Consider the following 18,416-nt stretch of genomic DNA (forward strand, 5'->3'; position numbering starts at 1 on the left):
GCCCGTTGCGGTCGCCCCGCCCGTTCCGGTCGCCCCGGTCCCGGCGGCCGCGGCGGGCCGGGCCCGGGTGCCGGCCGTCAGGGCGCCGCCGCCCGCGGCCGAGAGGAACGCACGCCGGCTCCACTCTCCTGTCATCGTCTTCTCCCTTCTGCGACGGGGTACCTCTGCCTCATCCGACATGGGTGCGGTAGCGGTCGATCACCTCCCGCAGGACGTCGGCGCCGTCACGGGCCCACAGCCCGGGATGGAAGATCTCCACCTCGACCGGGCCCCGGTACCCGGCGGTGTCGACCAGCTCCCGGAAGGCCCGCAGGTCGATGCAGCCGTCACCGAGCTGGCCGCGACCCAGCAGCGCCCCCTCCGGCAGCGGGGTGACCCAGTCGGCGAGCTGCACGGCCACGATCCGTCCGGCAGCGCCCGCCCGCCGCAGCTCGGCGGGCAGCCGCTCGTCCCACCACAGGTGGTAGGCGTCGGCCACCACCCCGACCTGCTCGGCGGGGAACCGCTCGGCGATCTCCAGGGCCTGGCCCAAGGTGGAGACCACGCACCGGTCGGCCGCGAACATCGGGTGCAGCGGCTCGATGCCCAGCCGCACCCCGTGCGCCGCGGCCCACGGTGCCAGCTCGCCCAGGACGTCCACGATCCGCCGACGCGCCCCGTCCAGGTCCCGGTCGCCCTCGGGCAGCCCTCCCGAGACCAGGACCAGGACGTCCGCCCCGAGCTCCGCCGCCTCCTCCACGGCCCGCCGGTTGTCGGCGAGCGCCGCCGCCCGGCCCGCCGGATCCGCGGCGGTGAAGAACCCGCCCCGGCACAGCGAGCTGACCCGCAACCCCGCCCCGGCGACCAGCTCCGCCGTGCGCCGCACGCCGAACTCCCGCACCGGGTCCCGCCACAGGCCGACCGTCGTGACCCCGGCCGCCGCGCATCCCGCCACCAGCTCGGGAACCGACCACTGGCGCACCGTCTCCTGATTGAGGCTCAGTCGGGCCGGAGCCCCGCTCATGACGGCACCCCGTGGAGGGAGAGCAGCCCGCGCATCCGCTGCGCGGCCAGTTCCGGATCGGGGAACAGTCCCAGCCGGTCCGCCTCCTCGTAGGTGGTGGCCAGATGGGGGAGCGAGCGGGCCGACTGCCACCCGCCCAGCATCGTGAAGTGGTCCTGGAATCCGGAGAGCCAGGCCAGCAGGACCACCCCCGTGCGGTAGTGGCGGGTGGGCGCCGCGAACAGGTGCCGGGCGAGCGGCAGGGTCGGGTCCAGGATCCGCCGGAATTCCGCCGGGTCGCCGCGGTCGAGCGCCTGTCCGGCCCGGACCGCCAGCGGGGCGATCGGCCCGAGGACGCCGAGCAGTGCGTGGCTGAACAGCTGCCCGTCCCCCTCGACCAGCTCCGGGTAGTGGTGGTCATCGCCCGTGTAGCAGCGGACCCCCGGGGGCAGCCGTCTGCGGAGGACCACCTCCCGGCGGGCGTCGAGCAGGGAGACCTTCACGCCGTCCACCCGGTCGGACCAGTCCTCGACGATCTTCACGAGGACATCGGTGGCGAGGTCCAGGTCGGAGTGCCCCCAGTACCCGGCGAGGGCCGGGTCGAACATCGGCCCCAGCCAGTGCAGCACCACCGGCCGCGCCGCCTGCCGCAGCAGGGCCCCGTACACCGTCTGATAGTCCTCCGGCCCCCGGGCCGCCGCGGCCAGCGCCCGTGAGGCCATCAGTACGGCCCGGCCCCCGCACTCCTCGACGTGCGCCAACTGGGCCTCGTACGCGGCGATGATCGCGGCCGGCGAGTGCGGGCCGCTGGGGAGCTGGTCCGTGCCCACCCCGCAGACGATGCGGCCGCCGGCCGCCCGCGCCTCCACCACCGAGCGCCGGATCAGCTCCGCCGCTGCGGGCCAGTCCAGCCCCGTGCCGCGCTGGGCGGTGTCCATCGCCTCGGCGACGCCGAGTCCCTGATCCCACAGCCGGCGCCGCACCGCCAGGGTGGCGTCCCAGTCCACCACGGGCACACCGTCCGCCGAGGCGGCGAGCGGGTCGGCCACCACATGCGCGGCGGCGTAGAACGTACGGCTGCGGACGGGACCGCAGCGCAGGGGCGGGAGCGGGGTCCGGCACGCCTCGTGGACCCGGAGGCTGCCGTCCGGCGCCGGGAGGCGGATCCTCATGACGCCACCTCCGCGACCGCCAGCCGGCGGCCCTCCACGGCGGACCGCAGCCCCAGCTCGGCCAGCCGCACCCCGCGCGCTCCGGCCCGCAGGTCCCAGTGCCACGGTTCGTCCAGAACCACATGTCTGAGGAACAGCTCCCACTGCGTCTTGAAGGCGTTGTCCCATGTGGTGTTGTCCGGGACCTCCTGCCACTGCGCGCGGAACGGCTCGCGTTCGTCGAGATCCGGATTCCACACCGGTTTCGGTGTGGTCGCCCGGTGCTGGACGCGGCAGCCGCGCAGGCCCGCCACCGCCGATCCGTGGGTGCCGTCCACCTGGAGTTCCAGTAGTTCGTCGCGGTGGACGCGCACCGCCCAGGAGGAGTTGATCTGTGCCACCGCGCCGCCTTCCAGTTCGAAGAGTGCGTATGCGGCGTCGTCGGCGGTGGCCTCGTAGGGCCGGCCTTCCTCGTCCCACCGCCGGCCGATGTGCGTGCGGGTGAGTGCCTGCACCGAGCGGACCGGGCCGAACAGCTCGTGCAGCAGGTACTCCCAGTGCGGGAACATGTCGGCGGCGATCCCGCCGCCGTCCTGGGCCCGGTAGTTCCACGACGGGCGCTGCGCCTGCTGCCAGTCCCCTTCGAAGACCCAGTACCCGAACTCGCCGCGTACGGAGAGGACCTCTCCGAAGAAGCCGCCTTCGACCAGCCGGCGCAGCTTGCGCAGGCCCGGCAGGAACAGCTTGTCCTGGACCACGCCGTGCTTGACCCCGGCGCGCTCCGCGCGCAGCGCCAGGTCGAGCGCGGACTCCGCGCTCAGGGCGGTGGGTTTCTCGCAGTACACGTGCTTGCCGGCGGCGAGGGCCTGGCGCACCGCCGCCTCGCGGGCGCTGGTGACCTGGGCGTCGAAGTAGATCTCCACCTCCGGGTCGGCCAGCACCGCCGACAGGTCCGTGCTCACCTCCATCGGTCCGTACCGCTCGGCGAGCGCCCGCAGGGCGGGTTCGCGGCGGCCCACGAGGACGGGCTCGGGCCACAGGACCCGTCCGTCACCGAGCTCCAGGCCGCCCTCCTCGCGCAGGGCGAGCAGGGAGCGCACCAGGTGCTGGCGGTGGCCCATCCGGCCCGTCACGCCGTTCATCGCGATCTTGATCGTCCTCCGGTCCGTCATGTCCCCTCCTCGGGTCGCTTCGCATAGAAAGCGCTTTCAGTCCCTCCACGGTAGGCCGCTCGTGCTCGCCGCAGCAACACCCGAACGGGTGATAGAAAGCGCTTTCTGAATCCGGCACTATGGAGGTCCACGCACCGGATGGGACGATGACCGGGGACGAGAAGGAGGGGACGAGCATGGCAGTCACACTGGCCGAGGTCGCGGCGCACGCCGGGGTCTCGCCCGCGACGGTCTCGCGGGTGCTCAACGGCGGATATCCCGTGGCGGGCGGCACCCGCACCCGCGTGGAACGCGCGGTGGAGGAGCTCGGCTATGTCGCCAACGCCCCCGCCCGGGCGCTCGCGGCAGCCACCTCCGACCTCGTCGGCGTCCTCGTCCACGACGTCGCCGACAGCTATTTCGGCATCCTCGCGGGAGCCCTGCAGGGGGCCCTCGGCCCGGAGACGCCGGCCCGCTCCGGCTCCGGGCGGCTCGCCGTCGTCTGCAACACCCAGGGGACACCCGCCGCCGAACTGGCCTACCTCACCCTGCTGGAGGGCCAGCGGGCCGGCGGCGTGGTCCTCACCGGCGGCGCCGTGGAAGAGGTCGAGCACACGGTGGCCCTCACCACCCGGGTCGCCCGCCTCGCCTCCGCGGGTACCCCCGTCGTCCTCTGCGGCCGCCCCCCGCTGACCGTGCCCGACGGACTGCCCGTCGCCACCGTGGTCTTCGACGACCACGGAGGGGCGTTCCGTCTCGCCGAGCACCTCCTGGCACTCGGTCACCGGCGGATCGCCTACGTCGCCGGACCCGCCGGACTGAGCACCAGCCGGGAGCGGCTGGCCGGTCACCGGGCCGCCCTGGAGCGGTTCGATCCGGCCGTCGCCGAGGAGTGCGACACGCTCACCGTCCACGCGGGCTTCGAGCGGTCCGCCGGGTACGACGCCACCCGGGCGCTGCTGCGCCGCGGCGAGTCCTTCACGGCCGTGGTCGCCGCCAACGACACGGTCGCCACCGGGATCGTCGCCGCCCTGCGCGAGCAGGGCATACGGATCCCCGAGGACGTCTCCGTCGCGGGCTTCGACGACCTGCCGTTCTGCGTGGACACCGCTCCGCCGCTCACCACCGTGCGGGTCCCGCTGCGGGAGGCGGGGATCCTGGCCGCGCAGCTGGTCACCGGCCGAAGACAGCCTCCGCCCGACGGGATCACCACCCTCGCCACCGAGTTGATGGTGCGCGGATCCACCGCGCCCCCGGCCGCCGGGAGACAGCCATGAGGTACGCGTTCTCCACCCTCGGCGTACCCGGCCGGAGCGTGGGCGAGACCGCGGAGCTCGCCGCCACGCACGGGTTCGACGGTGTGGAGGTGCGGGCCCACCGGGAGGAGCCGCTGCACCCGGGCACCCCGTCGTCCGAGCGGGCCGCGGCCGTGCGGGCCTTCGCCGCAGCCGGCGTCGAGGTCCTCACCGTCGCCGGGTACGCCAAGGTGGCCGCCGCCGGCGAGGACGAGCCCGTCGTCGCCGAACTGCTCTCGCTGATCGTGCTCGCCGCCGACCTCGGCGCACAGTACGTGCGGGTCCTCCCCGGCGGGGGCAACCTGTCGGAGGCCGAGGCGGACCGGTACGCCGTCCGCCGGCTGGCGGCGGCGGCACCGTTCGCGGAGCGGCACGGGGTGCGGCTGCTGCTGGAGACCCACGACTCGCACCGGACCGGGGCCGCGGCCGGGCGGGTGCTGGACCAGGTGGGCCATCCGGCGGCCGGCGCGCTGTGGGACGTGCTGCACACCTGGCTGGGAGGGGAGGCCCCGGCGGACTCCCGGCGGGCCCTGGCCGGACACCTCGGGTACGTCCAGGTCAAGGACGTGGCCTCCGCGCGGGAGCTGACCCCGCTCGCGCTCGGAGCGGGTGCGCTGCCGCTGGCCGAGGCCGTCGCCCAGGCCCCGGCGGACGGCTGGCTGTGCTGGGAGTACGAGAAGCGCTGGTACCCGGATGCCGCCGAGCTGCCCGCGCTGCTCGGGCAGGGTCGCAGATACCTGGCGGACCTGGTGCACGGCACGGGGCGGACGGAGGAGGTGGTCGGAGGTCAGGCGGAGTAGGCCAGCCGGTCCGGGTCGACCGCGTGGCGGAAGGCAAGCCCCTGGGCGTAGCGGGCCAGTTCGGCCACCGCGGTGGCCGCGAGCCGGTCCAGCTCGCCGCCCAGCGAGCCGGCCAGGTGCGGGGTGAGCAGGACGTTCGGCAGGTCGAAGAGCGGTGAGTCGGCCGGCAGGACCTCCGGCTCGGTGTGGTCGAGGACGGCGTACAGCCGGCCCGAGACCAGCTCCCGGGTGAGCGCCTCGGTGTCCACCAGGGAGCCGCGGGCGGTGTTGATCAGGGTCGCCCCGTCGCGCATCAGCGCCAGCCGGGTCGCGTCGAGGAGGTGACGGGTCGCGGGGAGGGCCGGGGCGTGCAGGCTCACCACGTCGCTGCGGCACAGCAGTTCCTCCAGCGGGCAGGCCTCGGCGCCCAGCGCGGCGAGGTCGTCCGGATCGGCGTACGGATCGTGCACCAGGACCCGCAGGTCGAACGGGCGCAGCAGTTCCATGACGCGCCGGCCGATCAGCGAGGCTCCGACCAGGCCCACGGTGCGGTCGTAGTTGCCGAGGGTGGGGTAGTGGCCGAGGAGGTCGATCGGGCCGCGGGCCGCTCGGTAGGCGTGCGCGGCTGCCAGGACCCGTTTGTTGGCGAAGAGGACGGCGGCGAGGGTGAACTCGGCGACGGGGAGGGCGTTGGCGGCGGCGGCGCTGGAGACGAGCAGACCGCGTTCCCAGCAGGCCGGTGTCACATGGTGCTTGACGCTTCCGGCGGCGTGGACGACGGCACGCAGCCGGGGCATCCGGCCCAGCGCGGGGGAGTCCAGCGGCGGGCACCCCCAGCCGGTGAACAGCACCTCGGCCTCGCCGAGCCGGTGCGAGAGTGCGGGGTCGGTGCCGGTGAAGTCGGTGACCAGGAGCTCGGGGTCGACGTCCGCGACCCGGAGCAGGTCGGCGAGCACCTGCCCGCCGAGCACGGCGGCGCGGGCGCTGGGGCTCATGGCGAGCACGGTCGCAGGTCGGCGGGTCACATGATGCCTCCGGGCGGTGGGCCCCGGGCGCGCCGGCGCTGCGGGGAGGAGGAGTTCCGGAAGGGAGAGGTGAACAGCGAGATGGTCACAGATCAGGGCCACGGTCCCCGGGCCGACACGGGCGCGAGGAACCGCAGTGCACCCCCGCCGTCCCCCGGGTGGCGGCAGGGGGCGTGGGAACGGCGCCCATCATTTGGTCGGCGGAGACGTGCGTCAAGAGCGAATGCACCCATCGATCGAAACGGTCACTTCGCCGGACCGCCCTGGGTGCGGATCGTCAAGTGGGGTAGCAGCGTCACGTGTTGGCGTGCGGGGGACAGAGTTCCCCCGCGTGTGCCCGGGCCCCGGCGGCCCGGACCCGCGCCCCGGCCTCCGCCGGGGCCCGTGTCGCGGCCCGTGGCTGCTGTCAGGCGGTCCAGGAGGAGTTCCGCGGCCCGGGCGCCCACCTCCCGCTTGGGAGGTGCCACCGCCGACAGCGGTACGCCGGCCAGCGCGGCCACCTCGTCGTCGTACGTGATCACGGTCAGGTCCTCCGGCACTCGTACGCCCCGGGCCTGAAGACGGGGGATCAGCACGAGGGCGTCGGTGTCGCTGTGGATCAGCGCCGCGGTCACCCCGCCCTCGGTGACGGCCGCGCAGAGGTGGTGCAGGGTCCGCGCGAGCCGGTCCGCCTCACCCTCCGGCCCGGGGCCCGGTGCCGGCGCGGGCAACGGCGGGGCCGACGGCAGGCCGAGTGCGGCGACCGCCGCGTCGTACCCGGCCCGCAGGCGGGCCGACGTCGGCGTGCGACGGCTGGCCAGGGCGATCCGCCGGTGCCCCTGGGCGGCCAGGTGCCGCACCGCTCGGGCCGCGCCGTGGGCGTGGTCGGAGCTCACGCGGTCCAGCTCCGCCGCCGGATGCCCCGGCGGGGCCCAGCGCTCCACCAGGACGGTCGGCACCGGGAGTCCGGTCGTCCAGGTGCCCTCGCCCGGGCCGGGGCAGCCGTCCTCCCAGGTGGGGGTGAGCAGGAGGCCGTGGGCGCCGGTGGAGAGCAGCCGGTGCGTCTGGGTGCGGTCCTCGCCCGGCAGGTACTGGGTGAGCCCGACCGTCAGGCGCGCCCCGCACGCCTCGACCACCTCGCGCGCCCCGCGCACCACATCGGCGTAGTAGTAGTCGGTGGTGGGCACCACCATCCCGACGACCAGGCCTGCGCCCCACCCGGCCGGCCCGGTCCGCCCGGCCGCCCCGAGGCTCCCGACCGGCCCGCCGGGCTCGGCCTGCCAGGCCGGGGCCGGTGCCGGTGCCGGTGCTCGGGTGATGGAGCCGTGCAGGCGGCCGATCTCGCCCCGGGCGGTCATCGCCTCGATGTCGCGGCGCAGGGTGACCGGGGAGATCCCCAGTTCGCGTGCCAGGTCCGTGACCCGTACGCTGCCGCGTTCCTGGACCAGCGCGAGCACCCGCGCCCGGCGTTGGTCGACGTGTCGACGCATTCCCGTCCGCCCCCTGGGTCTTCCCCGTTTCCCCTGCCGGCTCCGGGGCCGTTCCCGTGGGACGCAGGAAGGCCTGGGGAACCGGAGCGATCGTGTCGATCGTTCTCCGATCAGATGCTCGTGGACGGCCTTGTCGGCGGACAAGGGGCGTTCCTATATTCGGGCCGAGTCCGGCATGCCCACCCAGCCACGGGAGTCAGGATGCTCACGCACGACCAGGACGGATTCCGGCGGGCAGGCCGCCCCCACCGCATCGTCTCCGGGGCCCTGCACTACTTCCGGGTCCATCCGGACCTGTGGGAGGACCGGCTGACGCGGCTGCGGGCCATGGGTGCCGACACCGTCGACACCTACGTCCCCTGGAATTTCCACGAGACCGCCCCCGGCAAGGCCGACTTCACCGGCTGGCGCGACCTCGGCCGGTTCCTGCGCATCGCGCAGGACCTGGGGTTCGACGCCATCGTCCGGCCCGGCCCGTACATCTGCGCCGAGTGGGACTTCGGTGGTCTGCCCGCCCGGCTGCTCGCCCTCGACGGGCTGCACCTGCGCTGCTCCGACCCGCGCTTCCTGGCCGAGGTGGACGGCTGGTTCGACCAGCTCGTCCCCGAGCTGTTGCCGCTGCTCGCCGGCCGCGGCGGGCCGGTGGTGGCCGTGCAGATCGAGAACGAGTACGGCTCCTACGGCGACGACGTGCGCTACCGCACCCACGTCGAGCGGGCCCTGGTGGAACGCGGTGTGGACTGCCTGCTGTTCACCGCCGACGGCGCCGAGGACGCCATGCTCCAGGGCGGCACGGTCCCCGGCCGGCTGGCCACCGCGACGTTCGGGGCCCGCCCCACCGAACGCCTCGACACCCTGCGCCGCTACCAGCGGACCGGCCCGCTCGCCGCGATGGAGTACTGGATCGGCTGGTTCGACCACTGGGGCGACGACCACCACGTGCGCGCCGTCGAGGACGCGGCCGGTTCCCTGGACGAACTCCTCGCCTCCGGAGCCTCCGTCAACCTCTACATGGCCCACGGCGGTACCAACTTCGGGTTCTGGGCGGGCGCCAACCACACGGGCTCCCGCCCCGGCGAGCCCGGGTACCAGCCGACCGTCACCAGCTACGACTACGACGCGCCGATCGGCGAGGCCGGCGAACTGACCCCGAAGTTCCACGCGTTCCGCGAGGTCATCGGCCGCTACCTGCCCCTGCCCGACCTCCCGCTGCCCGCACCCCGCCCCCGTCTCGCCCCCGGCACGGCCGTCCCGGCCGGGACCGCCGGGCTGCTGCCCGCCGTCGACCGGCTGACCGAGGGCAGCGGCGGACCGGTCCTCCGGCCCGCCCCCGAGCCGATGGAGAAGCTCGGCCAGTCGCACGGGATGATCCATTACCGGACGTCCGTGACGGGCCCCCGCCCCGCCATGCCCGTCCGTATCGACGGCCTCGGCGACCGCGCCTACGTCTTCGCGGACGGCGAGCCGCTCGGGATCCTCGACCGCAACGCGCCCGACGAGGGGCTGGACCTGGCGGTCGGCGCGGACGGAGTCGTCCTCGACATCCTGGTCCGGGCCCAGGGCCGGGTCAACTACGGGCCGCTGCTGGACGACCGCAAGGGCATCTGGCGCGGGGTCCGCCACGGCCACCAGCACCTCTTCGAGTGGGAGATCCGGCCGCTCCCGTTGACCGACCTCACCCCCCTGGACTGGTCACCGGCCGGCGCCCCGCCCGCGGCCGCGGACCGGCCCGCCTTCCACCGGTTCACCCACGACATCCCCGCCCCGGCCGACGGCTTCCTCGACCTCTCCGGCTGGAGCACCGGCCTGGTCTGGCTCAACGGCTTCCTCCTCGGCCACTACGACACCCCGCGCGGCCCCCAGCGCACCCTGTACGCCCCCGGGCCGCTGTGGCAGACCGGCCGCAACGAGCTCGTCGTCCTCGAACTGGAACGGCCCGGCCCCGCACTCCCCGTCCGGGACCGGCCCGACCTCGGCCGCCCCAAGGTGGTCACCCTCCAGTGACCGGCCGGCCGGCCTCCGCCGGCCGGCGCCCGAACGGCCTGCCTCCGACCGGCCGCCCAGGCGTGATCATGTGCGGAAGAACCGGAAAGCCAGACAACGAAGGAAGCACCCTCATGCGCTACGTCCCCCTGGGCAGTTCAGGCCTCCAGGTCTCCGCCGTCGGCCTCGGCTGCAACAACTTCGGCGGCCGGCTCGACGCCCGGGCGACCCGTGAGGTCGTCGACGCCGCTCTCGACGCGGGCGTCACCCTGTTCGACACCGCCGACATCTACGGCGACCGCGGCGGCTCCGAGAGCCACCTCGGCCAGGCCCTCAAGGGCCGCCGGGACCAGGTGGTCCTGGCCACCAAGTTCGGCTACGACGGCGTGGACATGGGCTACGGTCCCGCCGCCGGCTCCCGGGGGAGCCGGGCCTACGTCCGCCGCGCCGTCGAGGCCTCGCTGCGCCGGCTGGACACCGACCACATCGACCTCTACCAGCTGCACAGCCCCGACCCGGCCACGCCGATCGCGGAGACCCTGGCCGCGCTCACCGAGCTGGTCCAGGAGGGCAAGGTCCGCTACATCGGCCACTCCAACCTCAGCGGCTGGCAGCTCGCCGAGGCCGCCCATGTGGCCCGCGAGCAGGGCAGCGTCCCGTTCGTCTCGGCGCAGAACCACTGGTCGCTGCTGGAGCGCGGGGTGGAGCAGGAGCTCGTTCCGGCCGCCGTGCACTACGGCCTGGGCGTGCTCCCGTACTTCCCGCTCGCCAACGGCCTGCTCACCGGCAAGGTGCGGCGCGGGGCGCCGGTTCCGGCCGGTTCCCGGCTGGAGGGGCGGGACGCGTACCTGACCGAGCAGCGGCTCGACGCGGTGGAGGCGCTCGCCGCGGTCGCCGACCGGCACGGCCGCAGCATGCTGGAGCTGGCCATCGGCTGGCTCGCCGCCCAGCCCGGCTGCGCGTCCGTGATCGCCGGTGCCACCTCGGCCGAGCAGGTACGGGCCAACGCGGCGGTGGCCGACCGTCCGCTCGACGCCACCCTGGTGGCGGAGGTCGCCGAGGCCGTGGCGACCGTAGGCACCACCGGGTGACCGACGGCCCCCCTAGGCCCGTAGGCCCGTAAACCGTCGGCCCCGGGGTCGCCCCCGGGGCCGACGGCCTCCGGCCCACGTCAGGACACGATGTCCTTGCGCGCGAACCCCCGGAACGCCAGCGCCCACAGCACCAGCGCGTACGACACCGACACCGCCGCGCCCTTGGTCATGCCGCCCCACTCGATCGTCGGCTGGAGCAGGTCCACCCAGGCGAACTGCCAGTGCGCGGGCAGGAACTCCCGCCAGTGCCCGAGCGCGGTCACCGCGTCGAGGACGTTGCCCACGATGGTCAGGCCCACCGCGCCGCCGACCGCGCCCAGCGGCGCGTCCGTCCGGGTCGACAGCCAGAACGCCAGCCCGGCCGTGACCAGTTGCGAGACGAAGACGAACGCCACCGCCAGCAGCAGCCGCGGCACCGCGTCCCCGGCCGCGAGCACCCCGCCCGCGGGCAGCTTCAGCGGCCCCCAGCCGTACGCCACCGAGCCCGCGGCCAGGGCCACCGCGGGCAGCAGCACGATCGCCGCCAGGCTGAACGCCAGGGCCACCACCAGCTTGCTCCACAGCAGCCGGCCCCGTGGCACCGGCGAGGCCAGCAGGTAGCGCAGCGAGGACCAGCTCGCCTCCGAGGCGACCGTGTCACCGCAGAACAGCGCCACCGGGACCACCAGCAGGAAGCCCGCCGAGACGAACAGGCAGGTCACGGCGAAGTTCGCGCCCGAGGCGGTGGCCGCGTCGATCATGCTGACCCGGCCGCTGTCGTTCGGGCCGTCGTCCCCGCCGCCGCCCACCGCGAACGCGATGATCATGACGAACGGGAGCGCGGCCAGCACCCCGCCCATCACCAGCGTCCGCCGCCTGCGCCACTGCCGCAGCGCCTCCACCCGCAGCGGGAGCGTACGGCCGGGCGCATAGCCCGGGGCGCTCGCCGCCCCGGCCGCCGCCGGCGCGCCGGCGGCCACCTCCTGACGCGCCGTGGTCCTCGTCGCCTCGCTCATGCCGGGCCTCCGATCAGGGTGAGGAACGCGTCCTCCAGCCGCCGGTGCGGCCCCACGGCGGCGATCGGGACCTCCAGCCGGACCAGTTCGGCGATCAGCTCGGCCGGTGTGGCGCCGGCCAGCCGCACCAGGATCGCCCCGTCGGACGCCGTCACCGCGCCCACTCCCTCCAGTGCCGCGATCTTCTCCAGGGTCGTCGCCCCGACCGGCCCACCGGCCGGGGTCACGAGCAGCGTGTCGCCGCCCCCGGTGATCTCGGTCACCGGACCCGCCTGCACCAGCCGCCCGCGGTCCATGACCACCAGGTGCGTACAGGACTGTTCGACCTCCGACAGGAGGTGGCTGGAGACGATGACCGTCCGGCCGCCGGCGGCGTACCGGATCATCACGTCCCGCATCTCCCGGATCTGCGGCGGGTCCAGACCGTTCGTCGGCTCGTCGAGGATCAGCAGGTCCGGCAGGCCCAGCATGGCCTGGGCGATGGCGAGGCGCTGCCGCATGCCCTGCGAGTACGTCCGTACGGCCCGCTCCAGCGCGTCGCCGAGCCCGGCGATCTCCAGCGCCTCGGCCATGTGGGAGTCCTCGGGCGGGCGGCCGGTGGCCTGCCAGTACAGCTCCAGGTTGGCCCGGCCCGACAGGTGCGGCAGGAAGCCCGCGCCCTCCACGAACGCCCCGACCCGCGACAGCACGGGCGCGCCCGGCCGGACCGCGTGCCCGAACACCCGGATCTCGCCGGCGTCCGGGGAGATGAGCCCCATCAGCATCCGCAGCGTGGTGGTCTTGCCCGCCCCGTTGGGACCGAGCAGACCCAGCACCTGGCCCTGCTCGACCCGGAACGACAGGTCCTTGACCGCGTACCGGTCGTCCTTGACCGACCCGTACCGCTTGGTCAGCCCGGTGATCTCCAGCGGAACGCCGGCCGGCGCGGCATCCGGCGCGGGCGCCGGGCCCGGGGCGCCCGCGCCGCTGCCCCGCCCGCCGCGGCGGACCAGGAGCAGCGCGGCGGCCAGCACCGCCGCGGCCGACGGCAGCGCCCAGGTCCAGGCGGGCAACGGGGCCGCCGCCGTGGTCACCCCGTCCGCGACGGGGACCGCGAGCGGTCCCTCGACCGCGACCGTGTACGTCGCCGGGGCCGCCGGGGTGGCGTAGCCCAAGTCGGTCGACGCCAGCACCAGCCGCAGCCGGTGCCCGGCCTGCACCTCGTGGTCGACCGCGGGCAGCCGCACGGTGACGCCGACGCCCTGCTGGGCGCCGTCCACCCGGACCGGGGCCACGAGCTGGTGCGGCAGGACCTGGGTGCGCCCGTCGGGGCCCACGTCGTAGACCTTGCCGAACAGGACGGCCGAGCCGTCCGGCGCCGTCGACCGGACCCGTACCGTCACGGTCGGGGTGCCGGTCACCCGCAGGGCGGTGTCCAGCGGGGCCGAGTCGAACCGGGCGAACTGGCCGGGGAAGTCCAGGGAGAGTCCGGCGCCGAGGGCCGAGAGCTGTCCGCCGACGCCCGGCATCGCGGACAGCGCGGGCGGGGCCCCGCCCGGCGGGTTGGCGAACGTCTGCCCGGGCCCGGAGAGCGGGATCTGCCGGGCGGGCGGGGTCAGGCCGGGGTAGCGGTCGGCGTCTGCCCCGCGCAGCTTCATCCGGCCGTCGGTGGAGTCGATGCCGCCGGAGCGCGAGACGCGGAAGGCCGGGCCGGTGGACACCGACGTGTCGCCCTTGAGGTAGTGGTCGAACCAGGCGGTGACCCGGGAGCGGACCCGCTCGGACTCGTCCGTGCCGCCGTCGTGGCCGCCCGCCTCCCAGTCGACCGCCACCGGGGCGCCGTTCGCGGCGACGGTCCGGGCGACGGCGTCGGCCTGGTCGAGCGGGAACAGCGAGTCGGACTGGCCCTGCACGATCAGGGTCGGCACCTTGATGCGGTCGCCGACCGCCGAGGGGCTGCGCTGCTGGAGCAGTTCACGGGCCTGGTCGTCGGGTTTCCCGGCCACCGCCACCCGCTCGTACATCGCGCACAGCTCGGGCTGGAAGCGCCCGCAGCCGGGCGGTGGAGGCGTCCCGGGTCCGGCGGGGCCCCGGTCCGCGGCCGGGGCGTTCCCCGCCGCGCCGGCCGTGCCGGTCGCGCCCGCCTGCGGACCGGCGAGCTGGAGGCCGCCGGCCGAGCCGGTGGTGAAGAAGATCCCCGCCCACAGTTTCTTGTACACCCCCTGGGGGAAGAGGGCGTCGGCGAGGTTCCAGTAGGTGATCTGCGGGGCGATCGCGTCCACCCGCCGGTCGTACCCGGCCGCCAGCAGGGAGATCGCACCCCCGTACGAGCCGCCGGTGACGCCCACGTGCGGGTCGCCGTCGGCGTCGAGCTGGACCTCGGGCCGGCGGGCGAGCCAGTCGACGAGCCGGGAGACGTCCTTGACCTCGTACTGCGGGTCGTTGAGCCCGATCCGGCCGCCGGAGCGGCCGAACCCGCGGGCCGACCAGGTCAGGACGGCGTAGCCGGACCGGGCGAGGTGTTCGGCCTCGTCCCGGACGTCGTCCTTGCTGCCGCCGAACCCGTGGCCGATCAGCACGGCGGGCCGCCGCCCGTCGCCGCCCGCGGTGAAGTACGAGGTGTCGATGGCCGCGTCGGGCATCTCCAGCACGGTGTCCTGGCGGTGCACGGGTGGCGGCCCGCCGGACCCGGCAGCGGTCCACGTGCCGGCCCCCGCGACCACGGCGAGTGCGGCGGCGCCGGCGAGCAGGCGGCCGCGCCGGCGCCTGGGCAGTCGGAGCTTCATAGGCCTGACCCTAAATGCCCGCGGGCCCCCGGCCCGAGAGCCTCCAGGCGGAACCCGCCCCTTCTCCAGGAGGACACCGGCGCCCGCCGCCTACCGCAGGCGCGGTACGCCGCGCCCCCGACCCGCGCCCCGGTACGCCGCGCCCCACCTGTGCCCCGGTACGCCGCGCCCCGACCCGCGCCCCGGTACGCCGCACCCGACCCGCGCCCCGGTACGCCGCGCCGACCTGCGCCGCGCGCCGCCGGGCGGCAGGATGGGCGCATGCTGCTGGCCGAGGTCGCGCGCGTGTCCCGGGAGGTCGCCGAGACCTCCGCCCGGTCCCGGAAGTCCGCCCTGCTCGCGGAGCTGTTCCGGGCCGCGCCGCCGGAGGAGGCCGCCCTCGTCATCGCCTACCTCGCGGGCCGGCTGCCGCAGGGCCGGCCCGGCATCGGGTGGCGCGCCCTCGGCCGGGAGGTCGCCCCGGCCGGGCAGCCGACGCTGACCGTGTCCGAGGTCGACGCGGCGGTGACCGCCCTGGCGGCGGTGTCGGGGGCGGGCGCGCAGGGCGAGCGGCAGCGGATCGTGGACGGGCTGCTCGGCGCGGCCACCGCCGAGGAACAGCGGTTCCTGCGGAGCCTGCTGTCCGGGGAGGTGCGCCAGGGTGCCCTGGACGCGGTCGCCCTGGACGGCGTGGCGGCGGCCGCCGGGGTACCGGCCACGGCCCTGCGCCGGGCGGTGATGCTCGACGGCTCGCTGGCCCGGGTGGCCGGGGCGGTGCTGGCGGAGGGATCGGCGGCGCTGGAGAGGTTCACGCTCCGGGTCGGGCGGCCGGTGCAGCCGATGCTGGCGAACACCGCCGCCTCGGTGGCCGAGGCGCTGGCCGCGCTCGGCCCGTGCAGCGTGGAGGAGAAGCTCGACGGCATCCGGGTGCAGGTGCACCGGGACGGGGAGCGGGTCGGGGTGTACACGCGGTCGCTGGACGAGATCACCGGCCGGCTGCCGGAGGTGGTGGAGCTGGCGCGGTCGCTGCCCGGGGACCGGTTCGTGCTGGACGGCGAGGTGATCGGGCTGGACGCGCAGGGGCGGCCGGTGCCGTTCCAGGCGGTGTCGAGCCGGGTCGGTTCGCGGCTGGACGTCGCGGCCGCGGTCCGGAGCCTGCCCCTGACCGTCTGTTTCTTCGACGTCCTGGCCGCCGGCGGCCGGGAACTGCTCGACCTGCCCGCGCGCGAGCGCCACGCCGCCCTGGCGGAGCTGGTGCCGCAGGCCTCCCGGGTGCGGCGGCTGGCGGTCGAGGACCCGGTCGCGCAGGTGGTGCAGGCCGAGGAGTTCTGGGCGCAGACGTTGCGGCGCGGGCACGAGGGCGTGATGGTCAAGGCCCTGGACTCGCCCTACGCGGCGGGCCGGCGGGGCAAGCAGTGGCTGAAGGTCAAGCCGGTGCACACCCTGGACCTGGTGGTGCTCGCGGCGGAGTGGGGGCACGGCCGCCGCACCGGGCTGCTCTCCAACCTCCACCTGGGGGCGCGGGCGGCGGACGGGACGTTCGCGATGCTCGGCAAGACGTTCAAGGGGCTGACGGACGAGATGCTGCGCTGGCAGACCGAGCGGCTGCGGGAGCTGGCGACCGGGGACGACGGCTTCACCGTGCGGGTGCGGCCCGAGCTGGTGGTGGAGATCGCCTACGACGGACTGCAGAGCTCACCGCGCTACCCGGCCGGGGTCGCGCTCCGCTTCGCCCGCGTGGTGCGGCACCGGCCGGACAAGTCCGCGGCGGAGGCGGACACGGTGGAGACGGTGCTGGGTCAGGGCCAGGGCCAGGGCCAGGGTCAGAGCCAGAGCAGGGGCGAGGGCCTCGGCTGAGGGCCCGGCGGGCCCGCGTCACGGAGACCGACTTTGCCTCAGAGGCAAAGCGCATTGCCCCTGGGGCAAGAATCTGGCTCAATCGGGGCATGAACACCGGTCCTGCCCCCGGTCCCGACGGCGTCCCCGACGACCTGCCCGCGGTCGCCCCGCAGCTGCGCGAACTTCGCCGCCGCGCCGGCCTGACCCTGGAGGCCGCCGCCGCGCGGGCCCGGCTCTCGCCCGCCCACCTGTCCCGGCTGGAGACCGGGCGGCGCCAGCCGTCGCTGCCGCTGCTGCTGGCCCTGGCCCGCACCTACGGCACGACGGTCTCGGAGCTCCTCGGGGAGACCCCGACGGTCGCCGACCCCATCGTACGGGCCGGGGGCCCCGGTGCCCGCGAGGCCGACGGCTGGACGTACTGGCAGGCCGGGGGCTCGGGGCGGGGCATGCAGGCGCTGCGGGTGCACGTGCCGTACACGCCGGGGCCGGCCGAGCTGGTCCGGGTGCACCCGGGCGAGGAGTGGCTCCACGTCCTCAAGGGCCGGCTGCGGCTGAACCTGGGGGAGGCCGAGTACCTGCTGGAGCCGGGCGACAGCGCCCACTTCGACTCGCTGACCCCGCACCGGATCGGCGCCGCGAGCGCCGCCGGGGCGGAGCTGCTGTTCATCCACACGCTGTTGCAGAGCAGCCTTGCCGGGGTCTGCCTCGGCGGCGGCAGTACCCATCGCTGAGGGAGAGACCGTGTCGCACACGTCGAACGCACCGCAGGAGAAGCCGGGCGTACGCGCCCGTATCGAGGCCAAGTTCCCGCGCGGGCTGGTGATCAGGCTGGTGGCGTATCTGTTCGTCGGCCACCTGTTCGCCTTCTTCGTCTATCTGCTGTTCGTGCTGGGCGCGCAGAACCAGTAGCCGCTTGCGGGGCCTCCAGGGACGGGGAGCACACGGCGCACTGGGTGCGGCACTGGGGGTGCGGGGCGTCCTTGCGCGGGCTGCGGATCGTGGCCCAGGCCAGTACGGCGCCCAGGAGCAGCAGGGCCGCGCACCACGCCATGGCCCGGTCGAAGGAGACGTCGAAGGCGGCCGGGTCCAGGTACGCGTCCGGGCCCATCCCGGCCAGCAGCGGCAGCGCCGCCACGGCCAGGAGGCCCGCCGCGCGGGCGGCGGCGTTGTTGATGCCGCTGGCCAGCCCGGCCCGGCCGGGGGAGACCGAGGCCAGGACGGTCGAGGTCAGGGGGGCCACCAGGGTGGTCATGCCCAGGCCGAGCACCACCATCGCCGGCAGCACGTCGGTGAGGTACGACGCCCCGGCCCCCACCCGCAGCATCAGCACCATGCCGGCCGCGCACAGCACCGGCCCCACGGTCAGCGGGATCCGGGGGCCGATGCGCTCGCCCAGCTCCCCGGCCCGGGCCGACAGCAGCAGCATCAGCGCGGTGGTCGGCAGCAGGGCCGCGCCCGCGCCGAGGGCCGAGTAGCCGGTGACCACCTGGAGCTGGAGCACGGAGAGGAAGAAGAAGCCGCCGAACGCGGCGTAGACGCACAAGGTCACCAGGTTGACCGCGGTGAACTGGCGGGAGCGGAAGATCTCCGGCGGCATCATCGCCTCGGGCCGGCGGCGTTCGACCCGCACGAAGGCCCCGGCCAGGAGCACGCCCAGGACCGCGGCCGCCACCACCCAGCCGGTCGCCGAACGCGCCTCGATCAGGGCGTACGTCACCAGGCCCAGCGACGCCGCGCCGAGCGCCGCCCCGAGCACGTCGAACCGTCCGGTGGCGTCCGGGGCCCGGGACTCCGGTACGTGCCGCAGGGCGACCGGGACGCACACCGCGGCCACCGGCACGTTCAGCAGGAACACCCAGCGCCAGCCCGGTCCGTCGACCAGCCAGCCCCCCAGGAACGGACCCACCGC

At 75.3% G+C, this 18,416-nt stretch carries 14 protein-coding genes and 1 pseudogene; 7 read left to right on the top strand and 8 right to left on the bottom strand.

Annotated features, from left to right (window positions below; all coding sequences use genetic code 11):
* Window positions 1–169: 169 nt before the first annotated feature.
* From EF918_RS19490 to EF918_RS19500, 3 genes are read right to left on the bottom strand one after another with little or no spacing between them, the layout of a single operon-like run.
* Window positions 170–1,003 (bottom strand): sugar phosphate isomerase/epimerase, encoded by an 834-nt coding sequence (locus EF918_RS19490; protein ID WP_125647912.1) that lies wholly within the window; start codon window positions 1,001–1,003, stop codon window positions 170–172.
* Window positions 1,000–2,154 (bottom strand): dihydrodipicolinate synthase family protein, encoded by a 1,155-nt coding sequence (locus EF918_RS19495; protein WP_125647915.1) that lies wholly within the window; start codon window positions 2,152–2,154, stop codon window positions 1,000–1,002. The genes EF918_RS19490 and EF918_RS19495 overlap by 4 nt, the downstream gene beginning before the upstream one ends.
* On the bottom strand, window positions 2,151–3,305 hold the full coding sequence (locus EF918_RS19500) for a Gfo/Idh/MocA family protein (RefSeq protein WP_125647918.1): 1,155 nt from the start codon (window positions 3,303–3,305) through the stop codon (window positions 2,151–2,153). Before EF918_RS19500 ends, EF918_RS19495 begins: the two co-directional genes overlap by 4 nt.
* A 176-nt stretch (window positions 3,306–3,481) precedes the next feature.
* On the opposite strand from EF918_RS19500, the gene EF918_RS19505 reads away from it, so the two are divergent.
* Complete coding sequence (locus EF918_RS19505; RefSeq protein WP_125647921.1) at window positions 3,482–4,561, top strand: LacI family DNA-binding transcriptional regulator; 1,080 nt, start codon at window positions 3,482–3,484, stop codon at window positions 4,559–4,561.
* Window positions 4,558–5,379, top strand: coding sequence for a sugar phosphate isomerase/epimerase (locus tag EF918_RS19510; protein WP_125647924.1), 822 nt, complete (start codon window positions 4,558–4,560; stop codon window positions 5,377–5,379). The genes EF918_RS19505 and EF918_RS19510 overlap by 4 nt, the downstream gene beginning before the upstream one ends.
* On the opposite strand, the gene EF918_RS19515 is transcribed toward EF918_RS19510, so the two are convergent.
* Both EF918_RS19515 and EF918_RS19520 read right to left on the bottom strand, forming a co-directional pair.
* Window positions 5,367–6,353 carry a hydroxyacid dehydrogenase gene (locus EF918_RS19515; protein ID WP_125647927.1) on the bottom strand — a complete coding sequence of 329 codons (987 nt, stop codon included), beginning with the start codon at window positions 6,351–6,353 and terminating at the stop codon, window positions 5,367–5,369. The two genes, EF918_RS19510 and EF918_RS19515, sit on opposite strands and share 13 nt — an antisense overlap.
* A gap of 275 nt (window positions 6,354–6,628) precedes the next feature.
* The gene (locus EF918_RS19520; protein ID WP_125647930.1) at window positions 6,629–7,852 is read right to left on the bottom strand and encodes a LacI family DNA-binding transcriptional regulator; all 1,224 of its coding nucleotides are present in this window, start codon (window positions 7,850–7,852) and stop codon (window positions 6,629–6,631) included.
* A 201-nt stretch (window positions 7,853–8,053) separates the two neighbouring features.
* On the opposite strand from EF918_RS19520, the gene EF918_RS19525 reads away from it, so the two are divergent.
* Together EF918_RS19525 and EF918_RS19530 are read left to right on the top strand one after the other, a co-directional pair.
* Complete coding sequence (locus tag EF918_RS19525) at window positions 8,054–9,856, top strand: beta-galactosidase family protein (protein ID WP_125647933.1); 1,803 nt, start codon at window positions 8,054–8,056, stop codon at window positions 9,854–9,856.
* Between the two features lie 113 nt (window positions 9,857–9,969).
* Window positions 9,970–10,926 (top strand): aldo/keto reductase, encoded by a 957-nt coding sequence (locus EF918_RS19530; RefSeq protein WP_125647936.1) that lies wholly within the window; start codon window positions 9,970–9,972, stop codon window positions 10,924–10,926.
* Window positions 10,927–11,006: 80 nt separating this feature from the next.
* Here EF918_RS19530 and EF918_RS19535 read toward each other — a convergent pair whose 3' ends face one another.
* Window positions 11,007–11,924 (bottom strand): ABC transporter permease, encoded by a 918-nt coding sequence (locus tag EF918_RS19535; RefSeq protein ID WP_125647939.1) that lies wholly within the window; start codon window positions 11,922–11,924, stop codon window positions 11,007–11,009.
* Entirely contained in the window at window positions 11,921–14,689 is a 2,769-nt protein-coding gene (locus EF918_RS19540; protein ID WP_125647942.1) for an alpha/beta fold hydrolase, read from the bottom strand. Before EF918_RS19540 ends, EF918_RS19535 begins: the two co-directional genes overlap by 4 nt.
* Before the next feature lie 261 nt (window positions 14,690–14,950).
* Here EF918_RS19540 and EF918_RS19545 point away from each other — a divergent pair, with 261 nt between their 5' ends.
* The 3 genes from EF918_RS19545 to EF918_RS38290 all read left to right on the top strand — a co-directional run bounded on the left by EF918_RS19545 (window position 14,951) and on the right by EF918_RS38290 (window position 17,416).
* Complete coding sequence (locus EF918_RS19545) at window positions 14,951–16,525, top strand: ATP-dependent DNA ligase (RefSeq protein ID WP_125647946.1); 1,575 nt, start codon at window positions 14,951–14,953, stop codon at window positions 16,523–16,525.
* Between the two features lie 89 nt (window positions 16,526–16,614).
* Window positions 16,615–17,238, top strand: a complete 624-nt coding sequence (locus tag EF918_RS19550; protein WP_125647950.1) for a helix-turn-helix domain-containing protein — start codon at window positions 16,615–16,617, stop codon at window positions 17,236–17,238.
* 61 nt (window positions 17,239–17,299) lie between these two features.
* Entirely contained in the window at window positions 17,300–17,416 is a 117-nt protein-coding gene (locus EF918_RS38290; protein WP_260610378.1) for a DUF6126 family protein, read from the top strand.
* A gap of 1 nt (window position 17,417) precedes the next feature.
* Here the strand turns inward: EF918_RS38290 and EF918_RS19555 are convergent.
* Window positions 17,418–18,416 (bottom strand): annotated as a pseudogene (locus EF918_RS19555) (MFS transporter); the annotation flags it as partial.

The sequence above is a fragment of the Streptomyces sp. WAC06614 genome (assembly GCF_003949795.1).
GTDB lineage: Bacteria > Actinomycetota > Actinomycetes > Streptomycetales > Streptomycetaceae > Streptomyces.

Excerpts from the sequence above, each read along its gene's own strand:
- EF918_RS19500 (WP_125647918.1), bottom strand. The coding sequence starts at position 3,305 with ATGACGGACCGGAGGACGATCAAGATCGCGATGAACGGCGTGACGGGC.
- EF918_RS19525 (WP_125647933.1), top strand. The coding sequence starts at position 8,054 with ATGCTCACGCACGACCAGGACGGATTCCGGCGGGCAGGCCGCCCCCAC.
- EF918_RS19495 (WP_125647915.1), bottom strand. The coding sequence starts at position 2,154 with ATGAGGATCCGCCTCCCGGCGCCGGACGGCAGCCTCCGGGTCCACGAG.
- EF918_RS19550 (WP_125647950.1), top strand. The coding sequence starts at position 16,615 with ATGAACACCGGTCCTGCCCCCGGTCCCGACGGCGTCCCCGACGACCTG.
- EF918_RS19490 (WP_125647912.1), bottom strand. The coding sequence starts at position 1,003 with ATGAGCGGGGCTCCGGCCCGACTGAGCCTCAATCAGGAGACGGTGCGC.
- EF918_RS19530 (WP_125647936.1), top strand. The coding sequence starts at position 9,970 with ATGCGCTACGTCCCCCTGGGCAGTTCAGGCCTCCAGGTCTCCGCCGTC.
- EF918_RS19505 (WP_125647921.1), top strand. The coding sequence starts at position 3,482 with ATGGCAGTCACACTGGCCGAGGTCGCGGCGCACGCCGGGGTCTCGCCC.
- EF918_RS19535 (WP_125647939.1), bottom strand. The coding sequence starts at position 11,924 with ATGAGCGAGGCGACGAGGACCACGGCGCGTCAGGAGGTGGCCGCCGGC.
- EF918_RS19520 (WP_125647930.1), bottom strand. The coding sequence starts at position 7,852 with ATGCGTCGACACGTCGACCAACGCCGGGCGCGGGTGCTCGCGCTGGTC.
- EF918_RS19540 (WP_125647942.1), bottom strand. The coding sequence starts at position 14,689 with ATGAAGCTCCGACTGCCCAGGCGCCGGCGCGGCCGCCTGCTCGCCGGC.
- EF918_RS19545 (WP_125647946.1), top strand. The coding sequence starts at position 14,951 with ATGCTGCTGGCCGAGGTCGCGCGCGTGTCCCGGGAGGTCGCCGAGACC.
- EF918_RS19510 (WP_125647924.1), top strand. The coding sequence starts at position 4,558 with ATGAGGTACGCGTTCTCCACCCTCGGCGTACCCGGCCGGAGCGTGGGC.
- EF918_RS19515 (WP_125647927.1), bottom strand. The coding sequence starts at position 6,353 with ATGAGCCCCAGCGCCCGCGCCGCCGTGCTCGGCGGGCAGGTGCTCGCC.